The following is a 13,896-nucleotide window of genomic DNA, read 5'->3' as shown; positions in this document are numbered from 1 at the left end:
TATAAGTTTGTCCTATTTTATTATAGGAAAAGAAAGATGCATGTGCTATAATCATAAAAGCAATCGAAAGGAGAGGTTTTTTCGAGAAAGGAAACATTACCATGGGACGAATCATTACAATTACCAACCAAAAGGGCGGAGTTGGAAAAACTACAACGGCCATTAATCTTTCTGCATGTCTAGCTGAAGCAGGACAGCATGTATTGCTGGTGGATTTTGATCCGCAGGGAAATGCAAGCAGCGGTCTGGGGCTTGAAAAGGAAGATTTTGAAAATACAGTATACCATATGCTTACAGAGGAGGCAGCTCCAGATAAATGCATTATAAAAGAAATTCAGCCAAATTTGGATTTACTTCCCTCTGATATGAATTTGGCAGGAGCAGAGATAGAATTTCAGGAGGAAGAAAATAAGGAATTTATGCTTCAGGGCTATTTGAAACGGATAAGAAATCTATATGATTTTATTCTGATTGATTGTCCTCCGTCCCTAAATCTTTTGACTATCAATGCATTGACAGCAGCTGATACTGTAATAGTTCCCATTCAGTGTGAGTATTATGCACTGGAAGGATTAAATCAGGTGTTAAAAACCATCGATTTAGTAAAAAGAAAGCTGAATCCTGAGTTGGAGCTGGAAGGTGTGGTATTTACCATGTATGACGCCAGAACGAATCTTTCTCTGGAGGTTGTGGAGAGTGTTAAGCATAGTTTGAATCGTACTATATATAATACGATTATTCCCAGAAATGTCCGTTTGGCAGAAGCACCAAGCCATGGAATGTCTATCAACGTGTACGAATCTAGATCAACAGGAGCAGAGAGTTACCGAATGCTTGCAGCAGAAGTAATGAGCAGAGGAGAGGAAATATAATGGCGAAAAAAGGATTAGGGAAAGGTCTGGGCGCTATTTTCGGAGAAGATGTAATAAAAGAGAGCCAGGAGGAAAGTATAAAAGGAAAGACTACTGAAAAAACAGAGGAAAATGGAAGAGAGCTGATGGTTAAGCTAGCTCTGATTGAACCCAACCATGAGCAGCCTAGGAAAGATTTTAATGAGGAGCAGTTGGGAGAGCTGGCTGAATCTATAAAACGTTATGGGATATTACAGCCTCTTTTGGTACAGAAAAAAGGCAGTTTTTATGAACTAATAGCAGGAGAGAGAAGATGGAGGGCAGCTAAAATTGCAGGTCTAAAGGAGGTTCCTGTAGTATTAAGAGAATATAGCAGGCAGGAAACCATGGAAATTGCTCTTATTGAAAATGTTCAAAGAGAAGATCTGAATCCTATTGAGGAAGCCCTGGCTTATCAGCAGTTGGTGAAGGAATTTAATCTGACCCAGGAGGAAATCGCAGTTAGAGTAGCTAAAAATCGGGCTACGATTACTAACTCTATGCGTCTTTTAAAATTGGATGAGCAGATACAGAAAATGCTGATCCAGAATTTAATAACCAGTGGTCATGCCAGAGCTCTTTTATCTCTGGAGAATAAGACATTGCAGCTCAAGGCAGCAAAGCTGATCCTGGATGGAAGACTCAGTGTAAGAGAAACGGAAAAGCTTGTAAAGCGTTTGGTAAAGGAAGCTTCTTCAGAAAAGGATGAAAAAAAAGAAAAAATTAGGGATGAGGCGATGGAGATTATCTATCAGAATTTGGAAGAACGGATGAAATCAATTATGGGTACAAAGGTGAGTATCCATAATAAGGATAAAAACAAAGGCCGTATAGAAATAGAGTATTATTCAAAGGCAGAGCTAGAGCGGCTTGTGGAAATGATTGAATCAATTCGTTAGTACAAAGGAGAGATAGAATGGATAATAGTATTTTAAATCAGATTCCTTTTGACCCTGCATACATAATTGGGGGATTGTTGGCATTGGTTATTCTACTGCTCATATTGGCAGTTGCAAATATGATGCAGATTAAAAGTTTGAGCCGCAAGTATGATTACTTTATGCGAGGTAAGGATGCAGAAACAATGGAGGATGTGATTCTGGATGAGATGGATGAGCTTCGCAGCTTAAGAGCGGAGGACAGAGCAAATAAGGATTCTATTCGTAGCCTGAACCGGAACTTTAGGGCCTCTTTCCAGAAATATGGCGTTGTAAAGTACAATGCATTCAAAGGAATGGGTGGAAATCTGAGTTTTGCATTTGCTATGCTGGATTATACCAATAGTGGTTTTATATTGAACTGTGTCCATAGCAGAGAAGGATGTTACCTTTATATTAAGGAAGTGGATATGGGTAAGACAGATATTGTTCTGGGAAATGAAGAACAGGAGGCATTGGAGCAGGCTTTAGGATATATTAAAAAGAATTAAACATGTAAATATATGATATGTTTTTTGACGCTGCCGTTTTATTCCGGGGCGTCTTATTATTTTTTTTAGGAAACAAGGAAGAATGACAAAGATAGCTGCATATGATATTAGCAAGAGAAAATTGATAAAGGAAGAGTAGATGCAGGATATTGAATATTTGAAAAGTATGTATCCAGCGGGTATTAAGATGCTGCAGGAATATGTTTCAGAGGCTTGTGACAGGTTGGATTATGATAACAGCCCCATGTATGACGAATTTCCAGATCCTATGATGGTAAACCGGCTCTGTGATACTATCTGCGATACTGTGGTTTCTTCAGAAGGAATTGAACGAATTAGAAGTATGTGGAACATAAGAGAAACAGATCAAAGAGCTATGGAAGCTGAAGAGATTAGCAAGAATTTGGAACAGTTAGAGGAGGAAGAAAGTGCTGAAAAAAAGAATCCACTGATAGATGATCTTGCTCTGGAACCTTTGGAAACACAGGAATTACGATTTCAGGAGATGCAGGATATGGAATGGGATGGGCGTCCGCCAATGAATCCCGGTCCTGGGCGTCCGCCGATGAATCCCGGCCCTGGGCGTCCGCCGATGAATCCCGGCCCTGGGCGCCCGCCGATGAACCCCGGTCCTGGGCGCCCGCCGATGAACCCCGGCCCTGGGCGCCCGCCGATGAACCCCGGCCCTGGGCGTCCGCCGATGAACCCCGGTCCTGGGCGCCCGCCGATGAACCCCGGCCCTGGGCGTCCGCCGATGAATCCCGGCCCTGGGCGTCCGCCGATGAACCCCGGCCCTGGGCGCCCGCCGATGAACCCCGGCCCTGGGCGTCCGCCGATGAACCCCGGCCCTGGGCGCCCGCCGATGAACCCCGGCCCTGGGCGTCCGCCGATGAACCCCGGTCCTGGGCGCCCGCCGATGAACCCCGGCCCTGGGCGCCCGCCGATGAACCCCGGCCCTGGGCGCCCGCCGATGAACCCCGGTCCTGGGCGTCCGCCGATGAACCCCGGTCCTGGGCGTCCGCCGATGAACCCCGGCCCTGGGCGCCTGCCGATGAACCCCGGTCCTGGGCGTCCGCCGATGAACCCCGGTCCTGGGCGTCCGCCGATGAACCCCGGCCCTGGGCGTCCGCCGATGAACCCCGGTCCTGGGCGCCCGCCTCGGCCAGTACCTCCGCCTCCAGGACCAAGACCACCCTGGCTCAGAGATATAATCAAGGTGCTTCTGCTTAATGAAATGTTTAACCGCAGGTGTGCCAGAGGGTTTTGCAGATAAAAAACGGAGTAAGTCTGATTTGTTAAAAATTCCGGCTGCAGACAAGAACAGCTTGTAGGAAGAAATTGAAACGGTAAATGTGCCTTTATAAAATTTAGAAAAGATTAAGTTGTAGTTTTTTTGGTTATTATATAAAATAAAAGATAGAAAAATAACCTTAAAGGAAATCAAATGCACATATGAAAAAAACACTACAAAAAGTTGGAATCTTGGTCCTGATATTTATAATAGCAGTTGTGGTATACTTTATCAGCGCAAGAAACGTAATGGAAAAAGAAACAACGGTTTATACCTCTATGGATGAACCAACTCTTCCTGTGATATATACAGAACTTAGCGGAATTCAGATTAACGGCCTGCATGGATATATGCGGGATATGGGAAATCAGGCGGCCAGAGACAGCATCTCTGTGCTGCCTGAAAATCGTGATCTGCATATACGTATTGTTGAATATGGCACAACCATTACGGGGATTAGCTATGAAATCCGAAATTTGTCTATGGATCGTTTAGTTGAACGGACGGAGGTAGAAAACTGGAGCAGTTTAAATGGCATAACCAATGCTACACTTCCTATTCAGAATATTTTGACTAAAAATAAAACGTATCTTCTGAAGCTTATTCTCAGAACAGGAGAAAAGGAAATATTTTACTATACCAGAATTACTTGGCCAGATAATTCATATGCGGCTGATATGATAAGGCTGGCAGACGAATTTTCCAGAAAGAGCATGGACTATAATCAGGCCAGAGAGCTGACCTCTTATCTGGAGACCAATAATACTGAGGATAACAGTTCCTTAGGCCACGTAACAATCAAGTCCAGCTTTCATCATCTGACCTGGGACGGTCTTTCTGTGGAAATGCAGGGAAAGCCGCAGATAACGTTTCAGGAATTTGACGGTATTATGGGGCGTATCCAGGTAAACTATAAAGTGTTGATCAGTCAGGAGGACGGAACAAAGGCGCTGGTAGATACGGAAGACAATTTTTCAATGAAGTGGAATGAAAAAAGAATTTATATGATGAACTTTGAACGTAATGCCAACGAAATATTTACAGGAGACAAAGAATCCTACTCAGGAAAGAGGATTCTCCTGGGCATAAGCGGTGACAATCGTGTTCATATCATGAAGAGCTCTGGCTCCCGGTATTTGGCCTTTCAGGTCAACGGCGATTTGTGGTGCTATGATCAGAAGGATAAAGAGATGATCCGGATTTTTACCTTTGAAAGCAATCAGGATGATGGAGTGAGAAGCAGTTACAAAAAACATGATATTAAGATTATGTCTGTAGGTGAAGACGGAACTGTGGATTTTCTTGTATACGGCTATATGAACCGTGGAAAATATGAGGGCCGTACAGGAGTCGTATATTACCGGTATATGGCAGACAGCAGCACCCTTCAGGAACAATTCTTTATTCCGGCCGCTGAGTCCTTTGAACAGATAAGGGAGGATGTGAACCGTTTATCTTATCTGGCTCCTAATAATATGATGTATCTTATGCTTCAGGGGAATGTATATGGAATTGAGCTTACCAGCAATGAATTTATTGTTATAGCTCAGGGACTTACAGAAGGAAGCTTTGCAGTGAGCAATGACGGCAGCCGCTTTGCATGGCAGGAGGGCCCCAGCCTTTACGAATCAGAGAGGGTTCATGTAATGGATTTTAACACTGCCGGTAAGCAGGAAATTGAGGGAGCTGAGGATGATTATGTGAGAGTGCTGGGATTTGTAGGGAATGATCTTATCTATGGACTCAGTCGTTCGAAAGATGTATGGCTGACCAATGGACGGATGAAAGGAATTCCAATGTATGCAATGTACATTGTGGATAATCAGATGCAGGTAGAAGATGAATATAAGCGGGATGGAATCTATCTTTCAGATGTTTCTGCCAAAGATGGAAGAATTCATTTGAAGCGCCTTGTAAAGCTGAGTGAAAATCAGTATGTATATCAGGATGAGGATACCATTGTTTGCAACCAGAAGATAGATGAGAGTTCTATGAAGGGAATCGGATGGTATGCCTCTGGTGAAAAGGGAAAGGTATATTTTGTTCAGACAGATGTAGATATAGAGGGAGACAGTGTAAAGGTATCGGCTCCAAAAGCATTTTCCTATGAAAATACAAGTATACTGGATGTGGAGAGCGCCCAGACGGCTCAGGCTGATTCAGAAATGATATTTTACGCTTATGGAAATGGACACTATATCGGTTCCAGCAGGAGCTTTGTAACAGCCATGGAGATGGCCTATGACCAGATGGGCTATGTAACTGATAGAAATCAGCATATTGTATGGGACAGGATTGACAGGAAAAATGTGGCAGCCATTAAGTCACCTGCAGACGAGGCCAGCAAAATCATAAAATATCTGGATTCCTTTAGCGGAAGCAAACAGTACGAGGATGGAGTTATTCTAATTGATGGCGGAGGGTGTACCTTAAATCAGGTACTGTACTATATCGGAAAAGGAATTCCGGTCATCGCCTATGTGGAAAGTGGAGGATATGTGATGCTGACAGGCTACGATTCCTATAATATATCTCTCTATGACCCGGAGACTCAAAAGACCTGGAAGATGGGGCTGAACGATGGAGGGGAATATTTCCGGGCACTGCAAAATGATTTTATCTGTGCTTTATCTGTGGAATAGGTAAAAGGAAATTTGGCAAGGGTTTCTCCTCCCCCTTTACAAATCCTCTGGATGTTGGTATAATCAATTAAGATGTAAATAAATTATGAACAAATATTTAAGGTTTATTTAGGAGAAACATCCTGAATAAACCTTAGTCGGCTGTTCTGATGAAATATGGTATAGCTGCAATTTGTTTCTATCAGTATCAGAGGTGTGGAATGGAACAATATATAATCAAAGGCGGTAATCCGTTGGTGGGAGATGTGACCATAAGCGGAGCTAAGAATGCCGCGCTGGGCATCCTGGCTGCTTCTATTATGACAGATGACGATGTGGTGATTGATAATTTACCTGACGTAAGAGATATTAATGTACTGTTAGAGGCCATTCAGGAAATTGGCGCAAGGGTTGAACGGATTGACCGACACACTGTAAAGATCAATGCCTGCAATATTAAGGAGGTATCTGTGGATGATGAATACATCCGCAGGATTCGCGCTTCCTATTATTTTATAGGTGCTTTATTAGGTAAATATAAAAGCGCCCAGGTGCCTCTTCCAGGCGGCTGCAATATTGGCAGCAGACCTATTGACCAGCACATTAAAGGCTTCCGGGCTTTGGGAGCTGAGGTTTCTATTGAGCGGGGTGCAGTGATTGCTCACGCCATTGACCTGGTGGCAAGCCATATCTATCTGGACGTGGTATCAGTAGGAGCAACCATCAACATCATGATGGCGGCTGCTTTGGCGGAGGGTCAGACCATCCTTGAAAATGCAGCAAAGGAGCCCCATATTGTAGACGTAGCCAACTTTTTGAACAGCATGGGAGCCAATATTAAGGGAGCTGGTACAGATACCATTCGTATAAAAGGCGTATCCAGACTTCACGGTACGGAATACTCCATTATTCCTGACCAGATTGAGGCTGGAACCTTCATGTGCGCAGCAGCGGCAACCAGAGGGGATGTCATGATAAAAAATGTAATCCCCAAGCATCTGGAAGCAATCTCTGCTAAACTGACGGAGATTGGCTGTGAGGTAATCGAGTTTGATGACGCGGTGAGGGTAGTGGGAAAACCCAGTCAGAGGCATACCGATATTAAGACCCTTCCTTATCCGGGATTTCCTACAGATATGCAGCCCCAGATGGCAGTTACTCTGGCCCTGGCTGCCGGAACCAGTATGGTGACAGAGAGTATTTTTGAGAATCGTTTTAAATACGTGGATGAACTTGCCCGTATGGGAACTAACATTAAGGTTGAGGGAAATGTAGCTGTGATAGACGGTGTGAAGCTTCTTACAGGAGCTCAGGTCAATGCTCCGGATCTCCGTGCCGGGGCCGCGCTTGTGATTGCAGGCATGGCTGCGGAGGGTTATACCATTGTAGATGAAATTGGCTACATACAGAGAGGGTATGAGAATTTTGAGGAGAAGCTTCAGGGACTTGGAGCTATGATCGAGAAGGTAGATTCTGAGAGGGAGGTTCAGAAATTCAAGCTGAAAGTAGGCTGAAAGTGAAGCCGTCTATTAGAATCCTTAGAATTGTGAAAAAGAAAGAAAGCAGGAAAAGTAAAGCACGGTATTTGCCATATACTTTACTTTCTCTGCTTTTTAATTTATAATGGGGGCATGATTAAATAACAGATAAAGGGGGATTTAAAACTATGAAGGTTAGGCTGAAAAAGGGACTTTTATCTCTGATTTTCACCCTGGCAATGGCCATTTCTCTGATAACAGGAATGACAGCTGTTGCTTATGGCGCGGATCAGGACATCGTGATTCTCTATACCAACGATGTCCACTGTGGAGTGGATGACAACATTGGTTATGGGGGGCTAGTGCTTTATAAAAAAGCCATGGAACAGCAGACCCCCTATGTAACTTTGGTAGACGCAGGAGATGCCATACAGGGGGCTCCCATTGGAACCTTATCGGACGGAGGCTATCTGATTGATATTATGAATCAGGCGGGATACGACTTTGCTGTTCCTGGAAATCATGAATTTGATTATGGAATGGAGCGTTTCATGGAGCTTTCAGGCAGGTTAAAATGCGGTTATTTTTCCAGCAATTTCTTAAGCCTGGCAAGCGGAGCGCCTGTATTTGCGCCTTATAAAATTTTTACTTACGGCAGTACCAGGGTAGCTCTGGTAGGAGTGTCCACTCCTGAGAGCTTTACCAAATCTACCCCGGCCTATTTTCAGGATGGAAGCGGGAATTATCTCTATACCTTCTGTGAGGATGAAAGCGGAGAAGCGCTCTACAGCCAGGTTCAGTCTGCAATAGATTCGGCCAGAAATGAAGGGGCAGACTATGTTATACTTGTAGGACATCTTGGCAACGAGGGGATAACGCAGCGTTGGTCATCCAGGGAGGTTATAAGAAATACAAGGGGAGCAGATGCCTTTATTGACGGGCACTCTCATGAAACGATGCCTTCGCAGGAGCTTCAGAATAAAGATGGTAAAAATGTGATTGTCACACAGACAGGCTCCAAGTTAAATAATATTGGTAAAATGACCATAAAACCCAACGGAGAGATTACATCAGAGCTGGTAACAGAGGTTCCTGCAGCAGGAACAGCCAGGGACTATGTGGTTCATAAGAATGATTCTCTAAGAAGAATCGCAAAAAGAGAGCTGGGTTCTTATGATCGCTGGCTGGAGATATACAACAGCAATCTGGATAAAATAAAGAATCCAAATATTCTTCCTGTAGGGACCCATCTGGTAATTCCAGGAGGCTGTATCATGAATGAAAAGGGAAGAGCTGTGGATTATGATACAGATCAGTTTATTAAACAGCTGCAGAGTCAGTATAATGAAACCTTAAAAACAGTTTTGGGAACTACGGATTACGAGCTGACAGTCAATGATCCGGTGTCAGGAGAGCGTAGAGTACGTAATGGTGAAACCAATCTGGGAGATCTGGCTGCAGATGCCTACAGAGTTCAGCTTGGAGCAGATATTGGCCTTTCCAACGGGGGAGGAATCCGAAGCGGCATTAAACCAGGAGCTATCACCTATAATGATACATTGGCGGTATTCCCCTTTGGAAATATGGGTTGCGTCCTGGAGGTAAAAGGACAGCAAATAAAAGACGCTTTGGAGATGGCTTCCAGAAATTATCCCCAGGAGAACGGCGGTTTTCTCCAGGTATCGGGCCTTGCCTACACCATAGATACCTCCGTAAGCTCCAATGTAAAGACGGATGATAAGGGCAACTTTATCAGCGTAAGCGGTACTTACCGTGTAACGGATATCACAGTAGGAGGAGCTCCATTAGATGTGAACAAAACATATACTGTGGCATCCCATAATTATATGCTGAAATCAGGCGGTGACGGTATGACTATGTTTAAAGGCTCCAAAGTGGTTAAAGATGATGTTATGGTAGATGTAGATATTCTATCCGCATACATACGAAGCCTGGGGGGGACGGTAACAGCCGGCTATGCCGATCCGGCAGGACAGGGAAGAATCACAATTAAATAAAATAATATTCCAAAGTAAAAAGGTATTGACATGCCTGTATAAATGAATTATTATATAAATAACATTTTTACAATTAAAAAGTTCGTATATATCCCTTATTCAGAGTGATGGAGGTACAAAGGACCTGTGAAGTCACGGCAACCCCGGTTGAGTATATCTGCCTGATATACGAAAGGGCCGGAAGGTGCCAACCTGAGCGAGGAGTATGCCGGAGCTATAACAGGGCATACTTAGTCGAGCAATAAGAGGATTTGAAGATTATAAGATTATTTTCAAGTCCGCAGTTGCTGCGGACTTTCTTTTTTGTAAAGATGATATGCTGCAGCAGCTATAGTGATACTAAGGCTAATGAAAAAGGAGAGATCATTTTAATGGAAAGAAGACTTTTTACATCTGAATCTGTAACTGAAGGACATCCAGACAAGATATGTGATGCAATTTCCGATTCTATCTTGGATGCATTGCTGGAAAAGGACCCCATGAGCCGTGTTGCCTGCGAAACGGCAATCACTACGGGACTGGTTCTGGTAATGGGGGAGATTACAACCAAGGCTTACGTAGATATCCAGAAGCTGGTACGTGAGACAGTCAGGGAAATCGGATATGACCGTGCTAAGTATGGCTTTGACTGTGATACCTGCGGTGTAATTGTATCGCTTGATGAACAATCTGCGGACATTGCCATGGGCGTGGATATGGCTCTGGAGGCAAAGGAGAAAAAAATGTCCGACGAAGAAATCGAGGCAATAGGAGCTGGTGATCAGGGAATGATGTTCGGCTTTGCTACCAATGAAACGGAGGAGTATATGCCCTATGCGATCGCTATGGCACATAAGCTGGCCAGACGCCTGACAGAGGTGCGAAAGGACGGAACTTTAAAGTATCTCCGGCCTGACGGAAAGACTCAGGTAACGGTAGAATACGATGAAAATGACAGGCCGGTCCGCCTGGATGCAGTTGTATTATCCACTCAGCATGATGAGAATGTGACTCAGGAGCAGATTCATGCAGACGTTAAGAAGTATGTGTTTGATGAGATTCTTCCGAAGGATATGATTGACGAAAACACCAAATTCTTTATTAACCCGACGGGACGCTTCGTCATCGGAGGCCCTCACGGGGACAGCGGTCTAACCGGGCGTAAGATTATCGTGGATACCTATGGAGGCTATGCACGTCATGGCGGCGGCGCGTTTTCTGGCAAGGATTGTACAAAGGTAGACAGAAGCGCTGCTTATGCTGCCCGCTATGTGGCTAAAAATATTGTAGCGGCAGGGCTTGCTGACAAGTGCGAAATTCAGTTGTCTTATGCCATTGGCGTGGCTCATCCCACTTCTGTTATGGTGGATACCTTTGGAACCGGAAAGGTGAGTGATGAAAGGCTGATAGAGATTATCCGCGGCAATTTTGACCTGAGACCGGCGGGAATTATTCAGATGCTGAATCTGCGCCGTCCTATTTATAAGCAGACCGCAGCATATGGACACTTCGGACGAAACGATCTGGATCTGCCCTGGGAGCGCCTTGATAAGGTGGAGCTGTTAAAGAGCTGTATTTAGTATCAGAAGGGTGATCGATCAGGGGACTGTTCTGAAAAGGTATTTCACAGAAAGCTGCCACAAGAAAGGCGTTCACGAAGCTTAGCAAAACAGGTTCTTACCAACATGCTGAACAATAAAACATGGTTCTAGTAGCTACAAAATGGTGCGCTGCCTGGAACCGTGTTTTTTTGTTCAGAAGAGTTGATTTTTGTTGAATATGCTAGTTCATTTTTATTTGAAAGACCCCCATTTATGAAGAATAATATCACAAAAAAATAATTTAATATTAAAAAAGAATAAAATTATATTTTATATTTAGATTCCCTATGCTATAATCGGAAGAAAGATGCCTGCTAATGTAAAGTGGGTAACAAGAGAATAAAACCAGAGGGGGATGACTTATTAAATATGATAAGACGGTGGAACGTACATGGGAGAAGAGGAATAAAAACCGGAAAGCAGGGATCTATCTCTTTTAAAGTCAGTATTAGCTTAATGGCTGTTCTGGCTCCATTTCTTCTGCTTTTGATTATAATCTCCTTCTTGATGGCAGCGAGGAGTATTTCCGGACTTAATGAGAAGAACCTGAAAGCTCAGACTGACTATGTGGCTTCAGTTGTAGACGGATTCTTTAACAGTAAGATTACTGCGGTCAGCATTCTGGGGAACGACGCACGGTTTCACGCTTATAATCTGTCCATCAGACCAAGGCTGGAGTCCTATCAACAGATGGATGTCCTTGTGAACATGCTGAAGGATACCCTTAAATTTATGGAGGATGAAAGCGTTCAGCAGGTGTGGATAACTAGTTCTAAACTTGGAAAATATGTGAGAGCTACCGGAGAGATAGTGGATGCGAATCTGGAGGAAACCGGCTGGTATCAAACGATTCTCTCTACAAAAAAGACAGTGGTTTCAGATCCATATCCGGACCCTGTATCAGGTGAGAGCATTGTGTCCATTGTAGTGCCTGTCATGGCTCCTAATGAAAAACTAATATATGGATATGTGGGATTAGACGTAAATATTGATAAATTGTCAGAGACTCTGGATGGGGTGGAAGTGGGAGAAACCGGCTTTCTGGAGCTGATTTCCAATCATGGGGAATATATATACAGCGCACAGGAGGGGCTGATCGGAAAGAATGTAAATGCCCTGGACCTATCAGATGACTATAAGGAAAAGGTACGGAATAGTTATAAAGGAATAGCAGAATACAGCTATGGTGGAGTTTCCTATAAATCCATATTCAGGGAAAGTGGAACGACCGGATGGCTTATAACTGCTAATCTGCCTGTGTCAGAATTAAATTCTACCCGTAATAAGCTTATAGCTACTATGGCGGTTCTATCCGCGGCATTGATGTCTGCGATGGTGTTTGTTATTGTAGTGACTATTCGAAAGATGATGAAGCCTCTTAGTGATATCAGCGGCAGTATGGAGAAGTTTGCCCAGGGTAATCTGGGAATTGATATAAGCGTAAAGAGCGATGATGAGATTGGCCGGCTGGCAGACAGTGTTCGGAGAACCATGCAGGCATTAAGGGAAATCATTCAAGATATATCCCATATATTAAAGGAGATCTCCCAGGGAAACCTGAATTTAGCTGTTAAAGGAGACTATATGGGGGATTTCAGATCTATTCGTGAGGCCCTGGATCATATCATCCAGTCCCTAAATGATACGCTTGGTCAGATCGATGAATCAGCAGAACAGGTAGCCGGAGGTTCCCATCAGGTATTGTCAGGAGCCCAGTCACTTTCCCAGGGAAGTGTGGAGCAGGCCGGATCGGTTGAAGAGCTGGCGGAGACCATTAACGAAATTTCACAGCAGATAACCGCCAATGCCAAAAATGCGGAGGATGCCAATAAAAAGGCGGAGATGGTAAGCGATGAGGCGTCAGAAAGCAATGAACGCATGCAGGCAATGCTCTTGGCTATGGGTGATATTGCAGAAAGCTCCAGGAAAATCGGGAATATTATTAAAACCATTGAGGACATAGCCTTTCAGACAAATATTCTGGCCCTTAATGCAGCCATAGAGGCGGCCAGGGCAGGAGCGGCAGGAAAGGGATTTGCCGTGGTAGCCGGCGAGGTCAGGGAGTTGGCTTCCAAGAGCGCCGAGGCATCCAAAGATACCACGGTTCTTATAGAAACCTCCTTAAAGGCGGTGGAAAATGGAACTCATATTGCAGACGAGACGGCAAAATCCATGCAGTATGTTCTGGAAGGCGTGCAGGAGGTAGCGGGAATTATCAATGGAATATCGGCGGCTTCCAGCCTGCAGGCAGAGTCGGTAAATCATGTTACTCAGGGAATCCGGCAGATATCAGCAGTGGTACAGACAAGCTCGGCCACAGCAGAGGAAAGCGCCGCAGCCTGTCAGGAGCTGTCAAACCAGGCTCAGCTAATGAAGGATTTGATTAAGAAGTTTCGGATACAGAAAAATTAAGCATATATTTTTGTAGCTGCTGCACAGCCTGCTTTTTTGTAAACCGGGTTCGTCTGTCCGGCAATAAAAGAGATAAATTTTAAAATACATATTGACATTTTTTTAACGAAGGTTTATAATGCAGACAGTAAGATTGATAATTAATTAACAAATTGTAAGAAACGACCTCAACCAAAC

General features: G+C 44.1%; 8 protein-coding genes and 1 riboswitch. All 8 genes read left to right on the top strand.

Going from position 1 to position 13,896, the window contains the following annotated elements:
* The first annotated feature begins 101 nt into the window (after positions 1-101).
* Positions 102-872, top strand: a complete 771-nt coding sequence (locus tag FYJ39_RS15825) for a ParA family protein (RefSeq protein ID WP_154473411.1) — start codon at positions 102-104, stop codon at positions 870-872.
* Complete coding sequence (locus tag FYJ39_RS15820) at positions 872-1,789, top strand: ParB/RepB/Spo0J family partition protein (RefSeq protein WP_154473410.1); 918 nt, start codon at positions 872-874, stop codon at positions 1,787-1,789. The genes FYJ39_RS15825 and FYJ39_RS15820 overlap by 1 nt, the downstream gene beginning before the upstream one ends.
* A gap of 17 nt (positions 1,790-1,806) precedes the next feature.
* Complete coding sequence (locus FYJ39_RS15815) at positions 1,807-2,319, top strand: DUF4446 family protein (RefSeq protein ID WP_154473409.1); 513 nt, start codon at positions 1,807-1,809, stop codon at positions 2,317-2,319.
* Between the two features lie 1,452 nt (positions 2,320-3,771).
* On the top strand, positions 3,772-6,252 hold the full coding sequence (locus tag FYJ39_RS15810) for a hypothetical protein (protein ID WP_154473408.1): 2,481 nt from the start codon (positions 3,772-3,774) through the stop codon (positions 6,250-6,252).
* A gap of 200 nt (positions 6,253-6,452) precedes the next feature.
* Positions 6,453-7,745: a UDP-N-acetylglucosamine 1-carboxyvinyltransferase gene (locus FYJ39_RS15805; protein ID WP_154473407.1), complete on the top strand. Its 1,293-nt coding sequence runs from the start codon at positions 6,453-6,455 to the stop codon at positions 7,743-7,745.
* 152 nt (positions 7,746-7,897) lie between these two features.
* Positions 7,898-9,727 carry a bifunctional metallophosphatase/5'-nucleotidase gene (locus FYJ39_RS15800; RefSeq protein WP_154473406.1) on the top strand — a complete coding sequence of 610 codons (1,830 nt, stop codon included), beginning with the start codon at positions 7,898-7,900 and terminating at the stop codon, positions 9,725-9,727.
* A 92-nt stretch (positions 9,728-9,819) separates the two neighbouring features.
* Positions 9,820-9,950, top strand: a riboswitch (SAM riboswitch).
* A gap of 148 nt (positions 9,951-10,098) precedes the next feature.
* Positions 10,099-11,286 carry a methionine adenosyltransferase gene (metK, locus tag FYJ39_RS15795; protein WP_154473405.1) on the top strand — a complete coding sequence of 396 codons (1,188 nt, stop codon included), beginning with the start codon at positions 10,099-10,101 and terminating at the stop codon, positions 11,284-11,286.
* Positions 11,287-11,676: 390 nt separating this feature from the next.
* Entirely contained in the window at positions 11,677-13,719 is a 2,043-nt protein-coding gene (locus FYJ39_RS15790; RefSeq protein WP_154473404.1) for a methyl-accepting chemotaxis protein, read from the top strand.
* The last annotated feature ends 177 nt before the right edge of the window (positions 13,720-13,896 follow it).

This window comes from Clostridium porci (genome assembly GCF_009696375.1).
Lineage (GTDB): Bacteria > Bacillota > Clostridia > Lachnospirales > Lachnospiraceae > Enterocloster > Enterocloster porci.
This window is presented reverse-complemented; position numbering and strand designations above follow the sequence as displayed.

What these genes read in the sequence shown, in the direction of transcription:
- FYJ39_RS15800 (WP_154473406.1), top strand. Translation starts at nt 7,898, where the DNA reads ATGAAGGTTAGGCTGAAAAAGGGACTTTTATCTCTGATTTTCACCCTG.
- FYJ39_RS15810 (WP_154473408.1), top strand. Translation starts at nt 3,772, where the DNA reads ATGAAAAAAACACTACAAAAAGTTGGAATCTTGGTCCTGATATTTATA.
- FYJ39_RS15805 (WP_154473407.1), top strand. Translation starts at nt 6,453, where the DNA reads ATGGAACAATATATAATCAAAGGCGGTAATCCGTTGGTGGGAGATGTG.
- FYJ39_RS15815 (WP_154473409.1), top strand. Translation starts at nt 1,807, where the DNA reads ATGGATAATAGTATTTTAAATCAGATTCCTTTTGACCCTGCATACATA.
- metK (WP_154473405.1), top strand. Translation starts at nt 10,099, where the DNA reads ATGGAAAGAAGACTTTTTACATCTGAATCTGTAACTGAAGGACATCCA.
- FYJ39_RS15790 (WP_154473404.1), top strand. Translation starts at nt 11,677, where the DNA reads ATGATAAGACGGTGGAACGTACATGGGAGAAGAGGAATAAAAACCGGA.
- FYJ39_RS15820 (WP_154473410.1), top strand. Translation starts at nt 872, where the DNA reads ATGGCGAAAAAAGGATTAGGGAAAGGTCTGGGCGCTATTTTCGGAGAA.
- FYJ39_RS15825 (WP_154473411.1), top strand. Translation starts at nt 102, where the DNA reads ATGGGACGAATCATTACAATTACCAACCAAAAGGGCGGAGTTGGAAAA.